General features: G+C 71.0%; 16 protein-coding genes. 8 read left to right on the forward strand and 8 right to left on the reverse strand.

What is annotated here, in order from left to right; translation table 11 throughout:
• Positions 1-18 precede the first annotated feature (18 nt).
• Complete coding sequence (locus ACIHFB_RS41050) at positions 19-1800, reverse strand: FAD/NAD(P)-binding protein (protein ID WP_400129546.1); 1782 nt, start codon at positions 1798-1800, stop codon at positions 19-21.
• Between the two features lie 707 nt (positions 1801-2507).
• On the opposite strand from ACIHFB_RS41050, the gene ACIHFB_RS41055 reads away from it, so the two are divergent.
• The gene (locus ACIHFB_RS41055) at positions 2508-2945 is read left to right on the forward strand and encodes a cell division protein SepF (protein WP_365284854.1); all 438 of its coding nucleotides are present in this window, start codon (positions 2508-2510) and stop codon (positions 2943-2945) included.
• A gap of 39 nt (positions 2946-2984) precedes the next feature.
• Here ACIHFB_RS41055 and ACIHFB_RS41060 read toward each other — a convergent pair whose 3' ends face one another.
• Positions 2985-4163 (reverse strand): acyl-CoA dehydrogenase family protein, encoded by a 1179-nt coding sequence (locus tag ACIHFB_RS41060; RefSeq protein WP_400129547.1) that lies wholly within the window; start codon positions 4161-4163, stop codon positions 2985-2987.
• A 58-nt stretch (positions 4164-4221) separates the two neighbouring features.
• On the reverse strand, positions 4222-5820 hold the full coding sequence (locus tag ACIHFB_RS41065) for an MFS transporter (protein WP_365284850.1): 1599 nt from the start codon (positions 5818-5820) through the stop codon (positions 4222-4224).
• 262 nt (positions 5821-6082) lie between these two features.
• On the opposite strand from ACIHFB_RS41065, the gene ACIHFB_RS41070 reads away from it, so the two are divergent.
• Positions 6083-7294: a mannosyltransferase family protein gene (locus ACIHFB_RS41070; RefSeq protein ID WP_365284848.1), complete on the forward strand. Its 1212-nt coding sequence runs from the start codon at positions 6083-6085 to the stop codon at positions 7292-7294.
• Between the two features lie 239 nt (positions 7295-7533).
• Positions 7534-8610, forward strand: coding sequence for a phosphatase PAP2 family protein (locus tag ACIHFB_RS41075; RefSeq protein WP_400129548.1), 1077 nt, complete (start codon positions 7534-7536; stop codon positions 8608-8610).
• A 75-nt stretch (positions 8611-8685) separates the two neighbouring features.
• Here ACIHFB_RS41075 and ACIHFB_RS41080 read toward each other — a convergent pair whose 3' ends face one another.
• Positions 8686-8901 carry an I78 family peptidase inhibitor gene (locus ACIHFB_RS41080; RefSeq protein ID WP_400129549.1) on the reverse strand — a complete coding sequence of 72 codons (216 nt, stop codon included), beginning with the start codon at positions 8899-8901 and terminating at the stop codon, positions 8686-8688.
• Positions 8902-9334: 433 nt separating this feature from the next.
• On the opposite strand from ACIHFB_RS41080, the gene ctaD reads away from it, so the two are divergent.
• Positions 9335-11014 carry a cytochrome c oxidase subunit I gene (ctaD, locus tag ACIHFB_RS41085; protein WP_365284842.1) on the forward strand — a complete coding sequence of 560 codons (1680 nt, stop codon included), beginning with the start codon at positions 9335-9337 and terminating at the stop codon, positions 11012-11014.
• Here the strand turns inward: ctaD and ACIHFB_RS41090 are convergent.
• Positions 10905-11933 carry a helix-turn-helix transcriptional regulator gene (locus tag ACIHFB_RS41090; protein WP_400129550.1) on the reverse strand — a complete coding sequence of 343 codons (1029 nt, stop codon included), beginning with the start codon at positions 11931-11933 and terminating at the stop codon, positions 10905-10907. The two genes, ctaD and ACIHFB_RS41090, sit on opposite strands and share 110 nt — an antisense overlap.
• Before the next feature lie 62 nt (positions 11934-11995).
• On the opposite strand from ACIHFB_RS41090, the gene ACIHFB_RS41095 reads away from it, so the two are divergent.
• Positions 11996-13129 carry an epoxide hydrolase family protein gene (locus tag ACIHFB_RS41095; protein ID WP_365284838.1) on the forward strand — a complete coding sequence of 378 codons (1134 nt, stop codon included), beginning with the start codon at positions 11996-11998 and terminating at the stop codon, positions 13127-13129.
• A gap of 5 nt (positions 13130-13134) precedes the next feature.
• Here the strand turns inward: ACIHFB_RS41095 and ACIHFB_RS41100 are convergent, their stop codons facing one another.
• The gene (locus ACIHFB_RS41100; RefSeq protein ID WP_365284836.1) at positions 13135-14427 is read right to left on the reverse strand and encodes an ABC transporter substrate-binding protein; all 1293 of its coding nucleotides are present in this window, start codon (positions 14425-14427) and stop codon (positions 13135-13137) included.
• Positions 14402-14959 carry a hypothetical protein gene (locus ACIHFB_RS41105; protein WP_400129551.1) on the reverse strand — a complete coding sequence of 186 codons (558 nt, stop codon included), beginning with the start codon at positions 14957-14959 and terminating at the stop codon, positions 14402-14404. Before ACIHFB_RS41105 ends, ACIHFB_RS41100 begins: the two co-directional genes overlap by 26 nt.
• Positions 14960-15090: 131 nt before the next feature.
• On the opposite strand from ACIHFB_RS41105, the gene ACIHFB_RS41110 reads away from it, so the two are divergent.
• The 3 genes from ACIHFB_RS41110 to ACIHFB_RS41120 are packed head-to-tail and all read left to right on the forward strand — an operon-like array spanning position 15091 to position 18934.
• Positions 15091-15567, forward strand: a complete 477-nt coding sequence (locus tag ACIHFB_RS41110) for a hypothetical protein (RefSeq protein WP_365284832.1) — start codon at positions 15091-15093, stop codon at positions 15565-15567.
• Complete coding sequence (locus ACIHFB_RS41115; RefSeq protein WP_400129552.1) at positions 15567-18230, forward strand: ATP-binding cassette domain-containing protein; 2664 nt, start codon at positions 15567-15569, stop codon at positions 18228-18230. The genes ACIHFB_RS41110 and ACIHFB_RS41115 overlap by 1 nt, the downstream gene beginning before the upstream one ends.
• Positions 18227-18934, forward strand: coding sequence for an ATP-binding cassette domain-containing protein (locus ACIHFB_RS41120; protein ID WP_400129553.1), 708 nt, complete (start codon positions 18227-18229; stop codon positions 18932-18934). Before ACIHFB_RS41115 ends, ACIHFB_RS41120 begins: the two co-directional genes overlap by 4 nt.
• On the opposite strand, the gene ACIHFB_RS41125 is transcribed toward ACIHFB_RS41120, so the two are convergent.
• Positions 18840-19463, reverse strand: a complete 624-nt coding sequence (locus ACIHFB_RS41125; RefSeq protein WP_365284826.1) for a transglycosylase family protein — start codon at positions 19461-19463, stop codon at positions 18840-18842. The genes ACIHFB_RS41120 and ACIHFB_RS41125 overlap by 95 nt on opposite strands.
• Between the last annotated feature and the right edge of the window lie 11 nt (positions 19464-19474).

Below are 19474 nucleotides of genomic sequence, written 5' to 3' on the forward strand. Positions count from 1 at the left end.
TCAGACGTGGTGGGTGGTTCACGCCGCCGCGCGGGAGCGTGGCGAGCGGAGGAAGTCGAGGGCGGCCCGTGCCGTCGCGTCGTTCTGCCGGAACGCCGGGCCTCCGATGCGTGGCCGGGTGAAGGCTCCGGGCGTACGGGCGTCGGTGTAGGGCCCGAGCGCGAACAGCCGGGGGTGCGGCCGGCCGGACCGGTCGAGGACCCGCCCGTCGCCGGGGTCCACCCGGAGCAGACCTGCGGGGGTCTCGGCGGCGTCCAGCTCCCGCAGCAAGGGATCGCGGGCCCGCCCGACCGTGGGTTCGGGCAGCCGCGCCTCGACCAGCGCCCGCGCCTCGACCCACGCCCCCGGCACGGTGGCACTCGACGCCCGGAACACCCCGTCCTCGGCGGCGACGGTCATGTCCGCGCCGACGAACTTCAGGACGCCGGCCCGGGACAGGGCGAGCAGCTGCCGCAGCCGGGGTCCGGGCGGTCCGGAGGCCAGATAGCTGAAGAAGCCGTGCCACCAGGGGCCGATGTCCCCGAGCCGGATCAACTGGCCGTAGACGGAGAGCAGCCCGAGGAAGACCGCCAGGTCCGGGCTGTGCTCGGGGTCATGACGTCTGCTCAGGTCACGCTCGACATATCCGCGCAGCCCCTCCTGGAACTCCTCGTACGAGCCGTATCGCACCCCGTCCAGGGGGCGGTCCAGCGCGGCGAGGTCGAGTCGGTCCGCCGGATCGGGCACTGCGGAGGCCACCAGGGCCTGGATGTCCTGGCCGCTCGCCACCGCGTACTTCTCCTCGAAGTCGGCCCAGGCCATCCCCGTCCGCTCCGGGTGGACGGTGAACAGCCGGTGGTAGTGCGCGAAGCCGAGCTCCTTCTCGACCAGGGGCCACACGTCCCGCCGGAAGTCGAAGCCCTGGGCCCGGGCGAGCAGTCCGTCGATCTCGGCGGGCCCCAGGAACCGTGGCAGCGGCGGCCGTTCACCGGTCCAGTCGTAGCCGATCTTCGAGTGGTACGGCACTCCGCGCCGCGAGCCGACGTACAGCACCGGCTCCCGCCCCGAGGGAACGTAGCCGTCCCCCTCGTACCGGCCGCCCCTGCCCTCTGTCAGCAGCACCATCAGGTCGACGAAGGCGAGCCCGAAGCCGCGGACCAGGACGGGTTCGCCGGGCGCGAGCAGGGACAGGTCGCTGTCGGCGGTGAAGTCCGGCGGCAGATGGACGAGGTCATGGGCGCGGGCGTACGCCGCCAACTCCCGTTGCTCGTCGTCGGGTTCGGCGTCCAGATGGCCGAGGGCGAGCACGACCAGGTCGGCGAGGAGCGGACGGGGGCGGCCCTCCAGCCAGACCTGCTGGCGTCCCTCGCGCGGACCGCTGACGCGCAGGGCCCGTCGCGGGTGGTGGTGGACCCGAACGCCCTCGGGCAGCGCGGCCACGGCCTGTTCATGGACCCAGCCCAGATACGCGCCCTGAAGCCGCCGGTCCGCGAACGTACGGCCGTCGATCCCGGCCCACTCGTGCAGGGTCGGCCCGGGTCGCACGGGCCCGGCCATGTGCACCGTCTCGTCGGTGAACATGGTGACGTCCTCGGCGTGCGAGTTCATCCACAGCAGCGGTGACTGCGCCGCGCGCCAGATGCGTCCGGCGCCCGGTGGATGGGGGTCGACGAGGTGGATGTCGAGGCCCGAACCGGCGTACAGCTCGGGCGCGTTGGCGGCGATCCGCTCGATGAGACCGGTTCCTCGCGGCCCGGCGCCGACGATCACCAGGGCGGGCGTCGGCGGACGGTCGGGCAGGGTGAGGGTGTGGGAGGGCATGCGAAGGCTCCGTGACAGCTGGGGTCGAGCACGGTGGTGCCTTCACACGAAGCGCGACGAAGCACGCTGAAGCGCGGATGATGCGCGCAGTACGGCCGAGCCCCTCAGCAGAGCCGTCCGTCGAGACTACGGGTCCGTTTCCGCTCACTGTCAAGGGTGTCCATACTGTGAGCCGCCCGTCTCAAGCCAGTTGACGCGCAACCGTATGCCTGTTCCACTTGGCCCATGCATCCGCAGCAGTGGCTGGTCAAGCGCTCCCACATCGACTTCGGTCGAGTGTGGTCCTCGTCCTGTTGAGCCGACCCACTGCGCGCTCCGCTTCCCAGGAGCGCCTTCCGCGATCTCTCCTCCCCGCCTTCACGCGCACCCTCCCCTCGCTCAGCAGTCACAGCAGCCCGTCCCGGCCGATCTGAGCCTCCGTCAGAACCGGGGCATCGTACGGACCGAACATCACACCAATGAGACCGCCGCTGTTCACCCGTACGCCGCGTCGGTCACCCAAACGACGCGAACAATCATATTTCACTCACAGTCAGCAGCCCTGTCCGGCAAGACCCTTGGGAGACCAGGGCTCTCGACGAATTCGCTGTGCACCAGTACCGTCACAAACCCCCCGTGCGACGTCTATCCACTTGGCGCGACGTCTACATCATGGATGACGATAGGGATGCGGAAAGCGAAACAGACCGCTGTGAGAGGAGGCGTCCATGGGATCGGTGCGCAAGGCGAGTGCCTGGCTTGGCCTCGTCGACGACAACGATGACGAGCGTTACTACGACGATGACTACTCCGAGGGAAGCGAGCCCGGGGAGGCCTGGGTCACCGATCCGCGGGTGAAGGTGGCCTCGGACGTGGCCGAGGAGAAGGGCCGCCGGATCGGCACGGTCACTCCGGACAGCTTCCGGGACGCGCGCGCCATCGGCGAGCTGTTCCGCGAGGGTGTCCCGGTCATCATGAACCTCACGGCCATGGAGCCGGGCGACGCCAAGCGCGTGGTCGACTTCGCGGCGGGCCTGATCTTCGGCCTGCGGGGTTCGATCGACCGGGTGTCCAACCGCGTGTTCCTGCTCAGCCCGGCCGACACGGAGATCGTCAGCGGGGAGCCGGCGGCACACCGCGCCGACGGTTTCTTCAACCAGAGCTGAGGCAGGGCCGCTCGTCGGCCCTGCCCGCTGAGGCAGGTCCTACCGGAACGCGTCGAGTCCGGTGAGCGCCTTGCCCAGCACGAGCTGATGCATCTCGACGGTGCCCTCGTAGGTGAGCACCGATTCGAGATTCGTCGCATGCCGCATCACGGGGTACTCCAGGGAGATCCCGTTGGCGCCGAGGATCGTCCGTGCCGTACGGCAGATCTCGATCGCCTCTCGCACGTTGTTGAGCTTGCCGAAGCTGACCTGCTCGGGACGCAGGCGCCCGGCATCCATCCGCCGCCCCAGATGATGGGCGAGCAGAATCCCCTTGTGCAGTTCGACCGCCATGTCGGCGAGCTTGGCCTGGGTGAGCTGGAATCCCCCGATGGGCCGCCCGAACTGCTCCCGCGTCTTCGCGTACTCGACAGCGGTCTCGAAACACGACCGCGCCGCCCCCATGGACCCCCACACGATGCCGTAGCGCGCGTGGGAGAGACAGCTGAGCGGACCGCGCAGCCCGGTGACCTCCGGCAGTACGGCGTCGGCGGGCAGCCGTACGTCATCGAGGACGAGTTCGCTGGTGACGGAGGCGCGCAGCGACCACTTGTGCTTGATCTCCGGGGCGGAGAAGCCGGTGCTGTCGGTGGGGACGACGAACCCTCGGATCCCGTCGTCGGTCTGCGCCCAGACGACGGCGACGCCGGCCACGGAGCCGTTGGTGATCCACATCTTGCGCCCGTTGAGCACCCAGTCCCCGCCGTCGCGCTTGGCGTGCGTCCGCATGGAGGCCGGGTCTGAGCCGTGGTCGGGTTCGGTGAGTCCGAAGCAGCCGATGACATCGCCGGACGCCATACCGGGCAGCCAGCGCTGCTTCTGCTCCTCGCTGCCGAACCGGTGGACGGCGTACATGGCGAGGGAGCCCTGTACCGAGACGAGGGAGCGGATGCCGGAGTCGGCGGCCTCCAGTTCCAGACAGGCCAGTCCGTACTGCACGGCGCTCGCGCCGGCGCAGCCGTACCCGGTGAGGGACATCCCGAGGGCCCCGATCCCGCCGAGTTCACGGGCCAGTTCCCGCACGTCGGGCAGCTCGCCCCGCTCGTACCAGTCCGCGACGTACGGCAGGACCCGGTCGGCGGCCCAGCTGCGCACGGTGTCGCGAATGGCGAGGTCTTCCGGGTCCAGCAGGTCGTCGATCCCGAGGGGGTCGGCGGGGTCGAACGGGGGCAACGGCATGGGACACCCTCCGGGAAGTTAACTAGCGCTGGTAGTTACGGTAACCCGGGGTGTGTCGTCACACCGAGACGCGGGAGTCCGCGACTTCCCGAGGAGCAGGAAGCTCCACGGGCGCCGGCGCCTCACACTGCATGACCCGCGGCAACCGCAACGCCATCACCGCCCCCAGTACCAGCAATCCCGCGCTGACCAGCAGCGTCACATGCAGCCCGTGCACGAAGGAGTCCTGGGCCGCCCGGCGCAGGGCGACACCGGCCGGCCCGCCGAGACGGTCGGCGACCTCGTAGGCCTCGCCCAGCGAATGCTCCGCCGCGGCCGATGCCCGCCCCGGGACGCCCGGCACGGACGCCAGCCCGGGCGCATACGCAGCGTTCATCACGGTCCCGAGCAGCGCTATCCCGATCCCGGCACCGAGCTGGTACGACGTCTCGCCGATCGCGGCGGCGCCGCCCGCCTGTTCCTGTGGAGCCTCGCTCAGCATCGACTCGTACGCCCCGAAGAGCGTGGTCTCCAGACCGAAGCCCAGCAGCACGAACCCGAGCAGCAGCAGGCCGGGGTTGTCCTCCCCGCCCATCGCCATCAGCGTCAGCACCGCGACCGCGGTCAGCGCGAACCCGGCGCACACCATCCGCCGTGGCCCGAATCGCCGCAGCATCCGCGCCCCGGCGAGGCCCGACGCCATCGCGGCGAAGGTCAGCGGCAGCAGCCGTAGCCCTGTCTCCAGGGGGGACAGACCCAGCACCAGTTGCAGATACTGCGCCGCGATCAGTTCGAGCCCGACCAGCGCCAGCATCGCCAGCACGATGCAGCCCACCGAGGTGCTGAACGCCGGGCGCGCGAACATGCGCAGGTCCACCAGCGGATGTCGGCGCCGACGCTGGCGTCGTACGAACAGCACCAGCAGCAGCGCGCCCAGCAGCAGCGGCAGCGCGGTGGGCCCGTCCACTTCGCCGCCCCCGAGCCGCTTGACGCCCAGCACGACCCCGAACAGCCCGGCCGCCGCCATCAGCGCGCCGACCACGTCCCAGGGGCCCTTGCCGTCGCCCTTCGACTCGGGCAGCAGCAGCCGTCCGATGGGGAGGCTGACCAGCATCAACGGGATGTTGACCAGGAAGACCGAGCCCCACCAGAAGTGTTCGAGCAGGAAGCCGCCGAGCAGCGGACCGACCGCCGCGCCCACCGCGGCCACGGCACTCCAGATACCGATGGCGAGGGCTCGCTCACGCCGGTCGGGGAAGACCTGGCGGAGGATCGACAGGGTCGCGGGCATGATCATCGCGCCGCCGACGCCGAGCAGGGCACGCGCCGCGATCAGCACCTGGGCGGTGTCCGCGAGGGCCGCCATACCGGAGGCGACGCCGAACAGGCCGTATCCGAGGAGCAGGATCCGTCTGCGGCCCACGCGGTCGCCGAGCGTGCCGAAGAGAATCAGCAGCGAGGCGCAGACGAGCGGATAGATGTCGACGATCCAGAGCAGTTCTATCCCGCCGGGCTTGAGGTCCTCGGTGACGGCGGGTACCGCCACGTGCAGCACGGTGGCGTCGACGGCGACCAGGAGCAGGCTGACGCAGAGGACGACCAGGACGACCCAGCGGTTTGCACCGGCCCCGGCCGCCCGACGGCGCAGCGCAGCGGCGGCCGTGGTCGTCCCGGACATGTACGTACCTCCCAGATGTTCCCTCGCGTTCGGCGGGGCTCACGGGGTGGGGACTCCCCGTGACTCGGCCGGAGAGGAGCGGTGGTCTCCGGCCCGCGCAACGAAGGCGAGTGACACGCCAATGTACGCGAGAACGCGCCGGTCCTGCGTGGCGGACCTCTCACACTCTCGCGGAACACGTGTGGCGTACGCCACTTCCCCCTCCCTCTCCCACACGGAGCCGCGGGCCGTCCGGTTCCGCACGCCGTCGATAATCGGACCCGTGACCGATCTTGCAACGCGCGTGGCACCCCCCAGGATCACGGGGGCGGCCCGGGCCCTCCTCGGATATGCGGCCGTACGCGCCCTGGGCCTGCTCGCCCTGGCCCTGTGGAGCGCGGCGCGCGACAAGAGCGCGTACACCCTGCTGACCGCCCGCTGGGACTCCCTCTGGTACACCAGGGTCGCCGAGCTGGGGTACGGCTACGAGGTCCGCCTGCCGAACGGCGACATCCACTCCAACCTGGCCTTCTTCCCGCTGCTGCCGTGGCTGGAGCGCCTGCTGCACGCGGTGACCCCGCTGTCGTACGCGGGCGCGGGCCTGGCAGTCGCCGTCCTCGCCTCGCTCGCCGCGGCCTGGGGGATCTTCGCCGTCGCGGACCATGTGTACGGCCCCCGTGCCGGGGTCTGCGCGGTGCTGCTGTGGGCCGTGCTCCCCGTCGGGATCGTGCAGTCGATGGCGTACAGCGAGTCGCTGTTCACCGCACTCGCCGCCTGGTCGCTGTACGCCGTCCTGACCGGCCGCTGGCTCACGGCCGGCACCCTGGCCCTGCTGGCGGGCCTGACCCGACCGGTGGGCCTGGCGGTGGTGGCGGCGGTCTGGGCGGCGGGGATCGCCTCGTTCGCGGGACGCCGAAGCGCGGCGCCCGTCAACGGCGCACATGGCGCGGAACACGCCCCTTCCCGCGCCGGCGGCACACCGGGAGGCGGCGCATCCTCTTGGCGGCGCGCCGTCGGCATGCTGATCGCGCCCCTCGGAGCCGCCGGGTACGTGCTGTGGGTCGGCCACCACACCGGCAAGGGACCGCTCGGCTATCTCGACGTCCAGGCGGGCTGGCGCAACGGCTTCGACGGCGGCTGGGCGTTCGCCCGATTCGTCGCCGCAAAGTTCACGTCGTTCCCGTCGGCCCTGGCCGGCGTCGGGCTGATCGTCGGTGTGGGCCTGATCGGGTGGTTGTACGTCGTCTGTGTGCGGCAGCGGCAGCCGCTCCCGCTGCTGGTGTACGCGGGCGTCGTCACCGCACTCGCCCTGTGCGCGTCGAGCTACTTCGGCTCGAAACCGCGCCTGCTCATGCCCGCCTTCCCGCTGCTGCTGCCCCTCGCCCTGGCCCTGGCCCGGCTGCGAACGTCCAGGTCGGCGCTGGTACTGGGGGCCGTCGCGGTCGGCTCGGCGGTGTACGGAGCGTTCTGGCTGAACGGCTCCGGTCCGCCATGACAGGACCCTGACGGTGGGTGAGCACCCGGAAAATTCCCGGCCATCACCCGGTGAACGATTTTATAAGCGGGGTAAAACATGGCCGGTGGAGTGATCAAAGGAATTGAAGGGAAGCGGCACAGGGGATTACCGAATCCTAGGAAATAGACCCCGCCCTGAGAGCTTTCCCACATCACATCGTCATTACAAAGGGCCCGCTTCTGCGGGTAACTCCACTCACTCCCTGTAACGTCGATCGGGTGCGTACCGAACCAAAGCCGAGCCGGCTCGACCGGATCTCCGCCCGGCTGGACCGTGAACCGGAGCGGCCCGTCCTCGACGTGCCGCGGATGACGCGGCACCGGGTGGTGCTTTTCGGCGCGACGCTCGCCTTCTACCTCACGATCGTTCTGGCGGTCGTACTCACCTCTTGGCTGGTCCGGTTCGACTGGCAGGCGATGCTCTTCCGGCCCTACCAGCAGTGGCCCGAGATCCACGCCTTCCTGGACTACTGGGTGGTCCTGGGTCAGCGCGGCCCGACCGCCGTGATGGTCGCGGCCTGGCTGGGCTGGCGCAGTTGGAGACAGCACACGCTGCGCCCGCTGCTGGCCTTCGGCGCGGCCGTGCTGTTGCTGAACGTGACGGTGGCCGCCGTGAAGTACGGCCTGGGCCGCTCGGGTCCGCACTACGCGACCGACATCGGCTCGAACGAGATGTGGAACTGGTTCCAGGCAGGCAGCGACATATTTCCTTCGGGACACACCGCGAACGCCGTGGTGACCTGGGGCATCCTCGCCTATCTGGCCTCGACGCCGGCCGCCCGGCGCTGGCTGTCGGCCCTGTCGGCCGTGGTGTCGCTCAGCGTCGGCCTGACCACCGTCTACCTGGGCACGCACTGGCTGAGCGATGTGCTGCTCGGCTGGGCCGCGGGTCTGCTGATCCTGCTGGCGCTGCCGTGGTTCGAGCCGATGGTCGCCCGCGCCGAGGCCGAGATCTTCGCCCTGCGCGACCGCTTGCGCTCCCGCAGCGCCGCTCCGGCCCCTGTGCCGGCCGGCCCGGTCGAGGTCCCAGTGGCGCTCAAGCCCCGTTCGCCCGCCCAGGAGGAGCCCGCGGCGGCCGAACCGGTCTCCGCGGGGCCCGAGCCCGTCTCCACGGCGCCCGAGCCCGTCTCCTCGGCCCGCGCGCCCAAGGCGGCGCCCGTCTATCTGGCGCCGGGCCCGCACACGGCCCGCTCGGAGCGCACGCCGGTCACTCCCCTGGGCACCCGCCGCCCGCCACAGGCGGACCGCGTCGCACGCGGCACGGCCACCTCGGCCCGCCCCCTCACGGGCGGCTGAGCACGCCCGACGGCGACGGCCCTGGTCTCCCGCAGCTGAGCAGCTGACGCGGGAGACCAGGGCCGTCGCCGTTCCTCAGCCCTTCCAGGCCCGCGCCACCAGACCGTCCTTGACTTCGAAGTTCAGCCGTCCGACCCGGTACTCCATGGTGATGATCGCTCCCGGCGGCAACGAACGCACGGTCGGCCATCCCCGGTCGCGGGCGCGCTGCTCGGCCGCCTCGGCGTCGAGGCCCACATACGAATCCGGGCTGTCCTGAGGTTCGGCGGGGGGTTTCGGAATCGGTGCCATGGCGCCACGCTAGGCCCGAACGGACGGGCGGGGAAGTCGAATCCGGGCACCGTGGGTCACTGATCCCTCTCCGGTCACGCTTTTGTCACAGGATCACGACAGGCGTTTCGGATGACCCTTGGTCACACGTACGGGCGCCCGCGTACGCCTTCTGCACGCATTCGAACGTAATTCCCGCGTGTCGTCCCGACTCTTCGAAAAGCCCGGCGGAAAGTGCCGGGGTAACCGCCGTGGATCAGCATTCCAATCCGATTCCGTGTGGGGCCACGGGGGCTGACGCCGCATAGGAAATGCATGGCTCCGGCACAGAACCCCAGTCCGCCCCCTGTCGCGGCGCGCGGCGACGCGAGCATCATGACGTGAGCTCGCGGGCACTCACGCGGCGCGGGCTTCAGCGGGCCCGGGGCGCGACGAGCGAAGGGGCGAGCCAGCGATGGGGACCCAGACCGTGCAGACGGAACTGCAACCCGTGCGGGCATGGCGGACGGGCCGGGTGATCGTCGAGTGGCTGATCACCACCGACCACAAGAAGATCGGCCATCTCTACCTGATCACGTCGTTCGCGTTCTTCCTCGTCGGCGGTCTGATGGCGCTGATCATGCGCGCCGAACTCGCCCGGCCGGGGCTGCAACTGGTGGACAACCAGCAGTTCAACCAGCTGTTCACGATGCACGGCACGATCATGCTGCTGCTGTTCGCGACGCCGAGCTTCGCAGGCTTCGCCAACGAGTTGATGCCCCTCCAGATCGGCGCACCCGACGTCGCCTTCCCACGGCTGAACATGCTGTCGTACTGGCTGTTCCTGTTCGGCGGTCTGATCGTGCTGGGCTCGCTGCTGGTGCCCTCGGGGCCCGCGGCCTTCGGCTGGTTCGCCTACGCGCCGCTGAACAGCGCGGAACGCTCGCCGGGCGTCGGACCCGATCTGTGGATCATGGGGCTGGCCCTGGCCGGCTTCGGCACGATCCTGGGCGCGGTCAACTTCATCACCACGATCATCGGTATGCGCGCCCCCGGCATGACCATGTTCCGGATGCCGATCTTCGTGTGGAACACGCTGTTCACGTCGATCCTGATCCTGATGGCGTTCCCGGTCCTGGCGGCCGCGCTGCTCTGTCTGGAGGCGGACCGGCGGTTCGGTGCGCAGATCTTCACGGCGGCGAACGGTGGCGCACTGCTGTGGCAGCACCTGTTCTGGTTCTTCGGCCATCCCGAGGTGTACATCATCGCGCTGCCGTTCTTCGGCATCATCACGGAGATCATCCCGGTCTTCAGCCGGAAGCCGATCTTCGGCTATCTGACCCTGGTCGGCGCGACGATGGCGATCACCGGTCTGTCGGTGGTGGTGTGGGCGCACCACATGTTCGCGACGGGCGCGGTGCTGCTGCCGTTCTTCTCCTTCATGAGCTTCCTGATCGCGGTGCCGACGGGCGTGAAGTTCTTCAACTGGACCGGGACCATGATCAAGGGCTCGCTGTCCTTCGAGACGCCGATGCTGTGGTCGGTGGGGTTCCTGGTGACGTTCCTGTTCGGCGGGCTGACGGGCGTCATCCTGGCCTCGCCGCCGATGGACTTCCACGTCACCGACTCGTACTTCGTGGTCGCGCACTTCCACTACGTCGTGTTCGGCACCGTCGTCTTCGCGATCTTCGCCGGGTTCTACTTCTGGTGGCCGAAGTTCACCGGGAAGATGCTCGACGAGCGGCTCGGCAAGATGCAGTTCTGGACGCTGTTCATCGGCTTCCACACCACGTTCCTGGTGCAGCACTGGCTGGGCGCCGAGGGCATGCCGCGCCGCTACGCGGACTATCTCGCCGCGGACGGCTTCACCGCGCTCAACACGATCTCGACGATCGGCGCGTTCCTGCTCGGCCTGTCGACGCTGCCGTTCCTCTACAACGTCTGGAAGACCGCCAAGTACGGCAAGAAGGTGGAGGTCGACGACCCCTGGGGCTACGGCCGCTCCCTGGAGTGGGCGACCTCCTGCCCGCCGCCCCGGCACAACTTCACGACGCTGCCCCGGATCCGCTCCGAGTCCCCGGCGTTCGACCTGCACCATCCCGAGTACGCGGAGATCGCTCCAGAGCGCGGGACAGCCGGTCCCGAGCGGTCCTGATCGTCTCGGTCAGCTCGGCGGGCTCCAGTACCTCGAACTCGAAGCCCATCAGCATCACGTGAATGACCATGACGTCGAGACTCGCGGCCCCGGTGCGCAGGATGCAGCTGTGCTCGTCGTGTGCCTCCAGCACCCCGGCGGACGGTGAGATCCGCTCGGCCGCCTCCGCCAGCGGCACCAGCAGCCGGACGACGGCGTGCGAGGCGTACGCGCGCGTGGAGACGCCCTGGGAGACGTACGCGGCGAGATCGTCGGCGGGCGGGGTGCGCGGGGTGAAGCGGGGTCCGTGCGGCGGCCTGGGGGCGATGCGGTCGACGCGGAACGTACGCCAGTCGTCGCGGTCGAGGTCCCAGGCGACCAGGTACCAGCGGTGCTCGGTGCACACCAGGCGGTGCGGTTCGACACTGCGCCGGGTCGCGGCTCCCTCGTGTGTGCGGTACTCGAAGCGCAGCCGTTCGGAGTCGCGGCAGAGGTGGGCCAGCTCGGTGAGGACGGCCGGGTCGACGGCGGAGGGCCGGGGGCCGCGCAGCATCGGCACGGTGAACGCGTTCAGGGCGCCCACGCGGCGGCGCAGCCGGCTCGGCAGGACCTGTTCGAGCTTGGCGAGGGCCCGTACGGAGGTCTCCCCGATGCCCTCGATGCCCTGCCCGGCGGCCGTGCGCAGCCCAACGGCGACGGCGACCGCCTCGTCGTCGTCGAGCAGCAGCGGCGGCAGCTCGGCGCCCGCGCCCAGCTGGTAGCCGCCGCCCGTGCCGGGGCTGGCGTTGACGGGGTAGCCCAGCTCGCGCAGCCGGTCCACGTCCCGGCGCACCGTGCGCGGGGTGACGCCGAGGCGTTCCGCCAGGTCGGCGCCGGACCATTCGCGGTGGGCCTGGAGCAGCGAGAGCAGGCGCAGCAGTCGTGCCGAGGTCTCCAACATGGTCGTGAGTCTGCCGGCGATTGAGGACAGTGACTGTCCGCAAGGCTTCCTACCTTGGCCTCATGACAGACGACACCGTCCGCAGTTTCCGCATCGAGATTCCGCAGGCGCAGATCGACGACCTGCACACCCGCCTGGACCTGACCCGCTGGCCGGACGAACTCCCGGACGCGGGCTGGGAGTACGGCGCCTCCCTGGCGTACGTCCGCGACCTGGCGGCGTACTGGCGCGGCGCCTACGACTGGCGCAAGCACGAGGCCGCGCTCAACGAGATCCCGCAGTACGTCACCGAGATCGACGGCGCCCGGGTGCACTTCCTGCACGTCCGCTCTCCCCAGCCGGACGCGCTGCCGCTGATCCTGACGCACGGCTGGCCGGGTTCGATCGTCGAGTTCCTGTCCGTGATCGGCCCGCTGAGCGAGGACTTCCACCTTGTGATCCCGTCCATCCCCGGCTTCGGCTTCTCCGGCCCGACCCGCGACAGGGGCTGGAACGTCAGCCGTACGGCACGGGCCTGGGCCGAGCTGATGCGCCGGCTCGGCTACGAGCGGTACGGCGCCCAGGGCGGCGACCTCGGCGCGCTGATCTCCCCCGCGCTCGGACGCCTCGCCCCCGAGGCGGTCGTCGGCATCCATGTGAACGCCGCGTCGGTCGGCTTCATCCCGCTGGGTCCGGTGGCGGAGGAGGAGCAGGCCGGACTCACCGAGAAGGAGCTCCGACGCCTCGCCGCCATCGCCGCGTTCACCACCGACGGCTTCGGCTACAACGCCCTCCAGTCGACCCGTCCGCAGACCCTGGCGTACGGGCTCACCGACTCCCCTGTGGGCCAACTCGCCTGGATCATCGAGAAGTTCAAGGAGTGGACGCACTCCTCGGCCGAGCTGCCCGAGGACGCGATCGACCGGGACACGCTCCTGACGAACGTGATGCTGTACTGGCTGACCGGAACGGCCGGTTCGGCGGCGCGCATGTACTACGAGAACACCCACACCGGGGACTGGTTCCCGACGGCGACGTCCGGTGTGCCGACCGCGGTGGCCAACTTCGACGAGGACGTGTCGATCCGGCGCTGGGCGGAGCAGGCCAACACCATCACGCGGTGGACGGAGTTCGACCGCGGCGGCCACTTCGCGGCACTGGAGGAGCCCGAGCTGCTGGTCGGTGACGTCAGGGAGTTCTTCCGCTCACTGCGGTGACGGGGTCACTGCCGGTAGGACAGCTGCGGTACGTCGAAGCACGTGTCGTTCATGTCCCCTTGGGAGACCCAGCCCTCGTCGTCCTCCCAGCGGGCCACCGACAGACAGGTCCGCCGGCTCTCGGGCGGCTCGGCCAGCCGCTCGAACCGGACCGGAACCAGCAGCCCGTCCGCGGTGTAGCCCTCGCTGCGGTTCATGAAGTCGTCGACGCACGCGCGCGTGACGCCCTCCTGGGCACAGGACCTGGCCGCCGCCGTGAGCCACATGGCGGCGGCCCACCCCTCCAACTGCCACTGGGAGTGCGTCTTCAGCCCTTCGGTGGCGTCCCGGAACTCCCGTACGGCCTCATGGTCCGCCTCCTCGAAATTGCGGCTGGATCCCGTCGCCCACAGGGCGTTGCGGCAGCGCGGCGAGTCCTTGTAGTCGTCGGGGACGGCGGACGTCCAGTTCTGTACGTTCGTGACCTTGGCGGTGACCTCGACGCCCGCCTCGTCCATCGCCTTGCACAGCTGGGCGTTGCCGTGTGAGTCGATGGCGTCGAAGACCAGGTCGGCGCCCTGTTCCTTCAGGTCGGCGGCGACGGCACGGAAGTTGGGCAGCGCGAAGTCGACCTGCTCGGTGACGACCTTGTAGCCCTCGGCCTTCAGACCCCGCTCGACGAGCCCGGCGTAGGCGGCTGACGCGGCCTGGTTGTAGGAGACGACGGCGGCGGTGCGGGCTCCGTGCTCGCGCTTGAAGTACCGGTAGACCTCGGTGCCGCCGTACTGCTTGCCGTCCCAGCCGGTCGTGCCGTCGCGGGGCGCGAGGCTGCCGTAGATGCCGTACAGGTGGGGCCAGGTGTCGTAGGCGTCCGAGATGGGCTGGCCGCCGATGTCCGGCACGCGCGCGTGTGAGACGCGGGAGGCTCCCGCGTAGTCGAGCGCGGTGGTGGCGACCAGGGCGACGACCTTGTCCTCGTCGATCAGCCGGTGCACGCACTCGTTGTTGCCGACGCCACTGCCGCCGTCGTCGCACAGACGCACCTCGACGGGACGGCCGTTGATGCCCCCGCGCGCGTTGAGGCGGTCGAAGTACGCCTTGGCGCCGTCGCGCGGGCCGGTGAAGGCGTCGCCGCCGACAGGGCTGGTGGCGCTGGCGATGACGCCGACGCGGAGGGGCGTGTCGTCGCTCGGCGCGGTCGCGGTGGGGCGTGCGCCGCGCTCGAAGTCGCTCTCCGGCAGGCGGCTGCCGCAGGCCGTGCCCAGGGCGAGCAGCAGCACCGCGGCGAGGGCCTCAGCAGCCCGGGAGGTTCGACGCATTGCCGCTCAACTGGACCAGCGCGCACAGGGTCGTGACGGACACCTTCCAGGTGCCCTCCTGCTCGACCGACTTGCCGGAGGCGTCCGGCAGCGCGGTGGCGCCCTCCAGGGTCAGCGTGTACGTCACGGTCGCCTCGGTCGGCGAGGTGAACTCGACCTCGGTGACCTTCGCCTGCACCTGCCCGCCGCGCTCGTCACCGCTGAAGGCCTGGAGCACCGGGCCCATCTGCCCGCCGTTCTCCAGGACCGCCTGCTTGTCCTCCGTGGAGGTCTTCGGGTCGAAGAACTTCTGCCAGTTCTGCCTGATCTCCTGCTCGGCCGCCTGTGCGTCGGCGGGCGCGGAGGCCGGTGCGCTCGTCGTCTGCTCCACGGACGGAGTCGGCGGTGCGCTCTCGCTGCCACCGCCCTCGTCGTCGCTGCATCCGGCGAGCAGGAGAAGTGCGGCGGCCGCCAGTGCCGTGGCCCGTCCCGCGACGCCTGGGCCGCGTCCCCGCCCTGCGTTCCCCCGCCTGAGGTCGCTCCCGAGAACCATCTGGCTCACCACCGGGTGTCGGTCCGGGCCGGGTGCGCCCGGTGCTTTCAGGGTCAGCTTGCAACAGGCATAGTGCAAGTCCATTGGCCGACATGGAATAGCGACAGACTCACGACGTTGTGGGAGCCGAGATGCGGACAGGCCGACTGCGGACCGTGCACCCCGTCCTCTGGGCCGGCTGGGCCGCGCTCGCCGCGGGTGCGGTGCTCTGTGTGATCGGCTGGTACGGCATCTCGGGCGAGCGGTTCGCCGAGCGGCAGCTGCCCTACCTCGCGTCCTGCACGGTCCCCGGCGCGGCGCTGATCATCGCCGGTGCGGTGCTGCTCACCCACGGCCGGAACGCGCTCGCCGCCGCGCGCGTGGAGGAGTTGTACGACCTGCTGGTGGCCGCCGAGCCCGCTGACGCGGTGGACTCCGGACAGGCGGCGAGCGCGCCTCTGGCGGTCAGCGGGGACCTGCGGATGGTGCCGGGCGGCACGCTGTTCCACCGCGCGGACTGTCCGCTGGTCGCCGGGAAGGCCGAGCCGGTGCCGGTGGACCGGAAACTGATGGCGAGCGGCGAGCTGGGGCCCTGCCCGATCTGTGAGCCCGTCGAAGCGGACGACTGATGTCGTCCCTCACATACGACCTCACCCTCGCCGGCCTGTCGGTCGGCAGCGCCGCCGCGCTCACCGGGATCGGCCTGATCGTCACCTACCGCGCGACCGGCGTGCTCAACTTCGCGCACGGGGCGATCGCCATGGTGTGCGCGTACACCCTGCGGCAGTGCGTGGTCGAGTGGGGCTGGCCGCTGTGGCTCGGTGCGCTGGTGACGCTGGTCTTCCTGGCGCCGGGCCTGGGTGTGGTGCTGGAGCGTTTCGTCTTCCGCCCGCTGTCCGTGCTCGGCAGCGATCCGGCGCAGACGCTGGTGGCGTCCATCGGCGTCTTCGTACTGCTCGTCGGCGGGGCGGCGCTGCTGTGGGGGCAGGGCGCGCGGGACGACGCCCCCGAGCTGGTGTCGGCGGACCCTTGGGGGCAGCTGGCCGTGGTGGTCGTGCTGGCCGCGGGGGTCGGTGCGGTGATCCGGTGGACGCGGTTCGGGCGGGAGCTGAGGGCGGTCGTGGACGACCGGCGGCTCGCCGTGCTCGGCGGGATCGACGCGGACCGGGTGGCGGCGGCCGGCTGGGCGTTCGGGGCGTTCACGGCGGGTCTGACGGGCGTGCTGCTGGCGCCGTACGTCCGTCTGGACCCGTACGGACTGCCGCTGCTCGTCATGGAGGTCGTCGCGGTCGCCGTGGCCGCGCGGATGCGCAGTCTGCCGGTCGCGGTGGTGGTGGCGCTGGGCATCGGGGTGGCGCAGAGCCAGCTGACGCGGCTTCACCCCTCGGGCTGGGGCGAACCGTTGCTCCAGGCCGTCGGCGCCAACCTGTTCGTGGTGGCGCTGCTGATCGCGGCCCTCGTACTGCCCCGCGTCGGCACCCGGGACGCACTGCCGCGCACGGCCACCGCGCGCGTGCCGACTCCGCCGGGCGCCTGGATCGTGGCGGTGGTCCTGTTCCTGCTGCCGCTGGGCTTCGCGGGCTCGGACCTCCATACGTCGGTGCAGGTGCCGGCGCTGGGCGTGGTGCTGCTCTCCCTCGTGGTCGTCACCGGCCGCGGCGGCCAGATCTCCCTGGGGCAGGCCGCGTACGCCGGTCTCGGCGCCCTCTTCACCGCCCTGCTCGCGGCGGGCCGCTTCCCGGGCGTGCCCCGCCTGCCGGAGCTGGCCGCGCTGGCGGTGGCGGTCATCCTGGTCGCGCCGCTCGGTCTGCTCACCGGGTGGCCGGCGATCAGCCGCCGGGGGCTGGCACTCGCGCTGGCGACCTTCGCGGTCGGCGTGGGCGTGAGCCGCTTCGTGTTCGCGCAGCCGTACGCCACCTCGGGCCTCTCGCTGGACCGCCCGGCGGGCTTCGACGGCGACCGCGCGTACTACGTCCTGGAGCTGGCCCTCCTCGCAGCCGCCCTGCTCGCAACGCACGCGCTGCGCAGGGGCCGTACGGGCAGAGCCCTCGCGGCCATGCGCGACCACGAGTCGGGCGCGTCGGCGGCGGGCGTACGCGTCCCGTCACTGAAGCTGCTGGCCTTCGTCTCCGGCGCCGCCCTGGCCGCCCTCGGCGGCGGCATGCTCGGCATGGGCCTACGGGCCTTCGACCCCGGCGCCTACGACCCGGTACGCGGCCTGCTCTGGTTCGCCGCGGTCGTGGTCCTCGGCGCCGACTCCACCCTCGGCGCCCTGGCCGCCGCCGCCCTCCTCGTGGGCCTGGACGCGGGCGCGCGGGGCGGAGTGGCAGCGGCTCTGATCGGGGTGCTGGCGGTGCTGGTCGGGCGGTTCCCCGGGGGTCCGTACGAGGCGCTGCGCACGGCGGCGGGCCGACTGCGGGTGCGGCGGAGGGGTGCGCTGACGAGGGTCGGGGTGGAGGTACGGAGCCGACTGCGCCGACCGGAGCACGAGCCTGCCCGCCTGACCCTCCCCGGCGGCACATCCACAGCCCCCACAGCCAACGCCGTGCCCTCACGGCAACCACAGGCATTCGACGACCAAACTGTCACGGGTGATCCCACCCTCACGGCCCGTCACCTCCACGCCACCTACGACGGCTTCACCGCACTGGACGGCGTCGATCTGGACGTCTGGGCCGGACAGGTCACCGCCATCGTGGGCCCCAACGGCGCGGGAAAGAGCACCCTGTTCCACTGCCTCGCAGGCACCCTGCGGCCCGCACAGGGCCACGTGAGACTCGACGACCGGGACATCACCCGGCTGCCCGCACACACCCGCACCCGACTCGGAATCGCACGCACCTTCCAGCAACTGTCCGTCTTCCCATCGCTGACCGTGGCCGAAAACGTCTGCGTGGGCGCAGAGCAGGGCCGGATCTCCGATCCGGATCCGGGGACCGTGGAGCGAGCGCTGCGGCTGTTCGGTCTCGACGGACCGGTGCGGGCACTGCCCGCCGCGGGCCTGCCCACCGGCACCCTGCGTCGGGTGGAACTGGCCCGGGCCCTCGCGGGCAGCCCGCGCGTGCTGCTGCTCGACGAGCCCGCCGCGGGCCTGGACACCACCGAAGTGACCGCGCTGGCCCGCATCCTGAAGGCGCTCGCCGCCGACGGCACCGCCCTGCTCGTCGTCGAGCACGACCTCGACCTGGTCGCCGACCTCGCCGACGTCGTGCACGTCATGACGGCGGGCCGCATCGTCGCCTCCGGCCCGCCCGACCGCGTACTGGCCACCCTTGAAGCGGCCGGCCGATGACCACCACGATCTCCCTGCGGCACGCGCGCGTGCGCTACGGCCCCCTGGAAGCCCTGCACGGCGTCACCCTCGCGGCCCCCGGCCCCCGCCTCACGGTCCTGCTGGGCCGCAACGGATCCGGCCGTACGACCGCCCTGCGCGCCCTGGCCGGGACGGTGCCCCTGTCCGGCGGCGCGGTGGTGTGGGACGGCGCCGACGTGACCGGGATGCCGGCGTTCGAGCGGGCCCGGCGCGGACTGTGCATGGTCCCGGAACGGCAGGCGGTGTTCGGTTCCCTCACCGTCCGCGAGAACCTCGAACTGACGGCGGCCGACGCAGCCCCCGCCCTCGACGCCTATCCGCAGCTGGCCGCCCTGCTGCCGCGCCGGGCCGGCACCCTGTCCGGCGGCGAGCAGCGCATGCTCGCGCTCTCCCGTGCCCTGCTGGCACGCGCGCGCGTGGTGCTCGTCGACGAGCCGACGCAAGGCATGTCACCGACGGTCTCGGTACGGACGTACGAACTGCTGGCCTCGCTCGACGCCTGTGTGATCGTCGCCGAGCAGCGACTGCCGCCCGCCCTGCACGGCCGGGCGGCACTCGTGTACGAACTGCGCCGTGGCGCCGTGGTGTTCAGCGGGGAGGAGGGGGAACTTCACCGTCGGGCAACGGCGGACCGAAGAGACCAGTCGTCTGGTCCGGCGTCCGGTCCTCGTCCTCCGGGATGACCAGCGGCGTGCCCACCTTCAGCAGGTTGGGACGGCGGCCGAGACGCTTCTTGTTGGCCTTGTGCAGAGCCTGCCAGCCGCCTTTGACGCCGTACTTCCCGGCGATCGACGAGAGCGTGTCGCCGCGCTTCACGGTGTGCATACGGCCCTTCAGCCCGTACCGCTTGGAGCAGTGGGGCCAGGCCTCCCAGCCCTGCACGGCCACCACCTTCTGGGCGACGGAGATCTGTTCCTTGCGGGTGGCGAGATCCGCGCGCGGGGCGTACTTCAGACCGCCGAACTCCTCCCAGGTCGGCTGCCCGAACTGGAGTCCACCGTAGAAACCGTTGCCGGAGTTGACGTTCCAGCGCCCGCTGCTCTCGCACTCGGCGATACAGCCCCAGGGCCATTTGCCCTTGCCGCATTCATGGGGCACCAGCAGGTGCGGTAGAGCGGGTACCGGCAGCGGCGGCGCCGCGTGCGCGGCAACCGGCGTGAGGGGGCTGGCGAACAGGGCGGCGACGATGAGAATGATCAGCTTTGCGTACATTCGGATCACGC

Origin of the sequence: Streptomyces sp. NPDC051963, from assembly GCF_044593495.1 — a bacterium.
GTDB lineage: Bacteria > Actinomycetota > Actinomycetes > Streptomycetales > Streptomycetaceae > Streptomyces.

What these genes read in the sequence shown, in the direction of transcription:
- ACIHFB_RS41050 (WP_400129546.1), bottom strand. Translation starts at nt 1,800, where the DNA reads ATGCCCTCCCACACCCTCACCCTGCCCGACCGTCCGCCGACGCCCGCC.
- ACIHFB_RS41055 (WP_365284854.1), top strand. Translation starts at nt 2,508, where the DNA reads ATGGGATCGGTGCGCAAGGCGAGTGCCTGGCTTGGCCTCGTCGACGAC.
- ACIHFB_RS41060 (WP_400129547.1), bottom strand. Translation starts at nt 4,163, where the DNA reads ATGCCGTTGCCCCCGTTCGACCCCGCCGACCCCCTCGGGATCGACGAC.
- ACIHFB_RS41065 (WP_365284850.1), bottom strand. Translation starts at nt 5,820, where the DNA reads ATGTCCGGGACGACCACGGCCGCCGCTGCGCTGCGCCGTCGGGCGGCC.
- ACIHFB_RS41080 (WP_400129549.1), bottom strand. Translation starts at nt 8,901, where the DNA reads ATGGCACCGATTCCGAAACCCCCCGCCGAACCTCAGGACAGCCCGGAT.
- ctaD (WP_365284842.1), top strand. Translation starts at nt 9,335, where the DNA reads ATGGGGACCCAGACCGTGCAGACGGAACTGCAACCCGTGCGGGCATGG.
- ACIHFB_RS41090 (WP_400129550.1), bottom strand. Translation starts at nt 11,933, where the DNA reads ATGTTGGAGACCTCGGCACGACTGCTGCGCCTGCTCTCGCTGCTCCAG.
- ACIHFB_RS41095 (WP_365284838.1), top strand. Translation starts at nt 11,996, where the DNA reads ATGACAGACGACACCGTCCGCAGTTTCCGCATCGAGATTCCGCAGGCG.
- ACIHFB_RS41100 (WP_365284836.1), bottom strand. Translation starts at nt 14,427, where the DNA reads ATGCGTCGAACCTCCCGGGCTGCTGAGGCCCTCGCCGCGGTGCTGCTG.
- ACIHFB_RS41105 (WP_400129551.1), bottom strand. Translation starts at nt 14,959, where the DNA reads ATGGTTCTCGGGAGCGACCTCAGGCGGGGGAACGCAGGGCGGGGACGC.
- ACIHFB_RS41110 (WP_365284832.1), top strand. Translation starts at nt 15,091, where the DNA reads ATGCGGACAGGCCGACTGCGGACCGTGCACCCCGTCCTCTGGGCCGGC.
- ACIHFB_RS41115 (WP_400129552.1), top strand. Translation starts at nt 15,567, where the DNA reads ATGTCGTCCCTCACATACGACCTCACCCTCGCCGGCCTGTCGGTCGGC.
- ACIHFB_RS41120 (WP_400129553.1), top strand. Translation starts at nt 18,227, where the DNA reads ATGACCACCACGATCTCCCTGCGGCACGCGCGCGTGCGCTACGGCCCC.
- ACIHFB_RS41125 (WP_365284826.1), bottom strand. Translation starts at nt 19,463, where the DNA reads ATGTACGCAAAGCTGATCATTCTCATCGTCGCCGCCCTGTTCGCCAGC.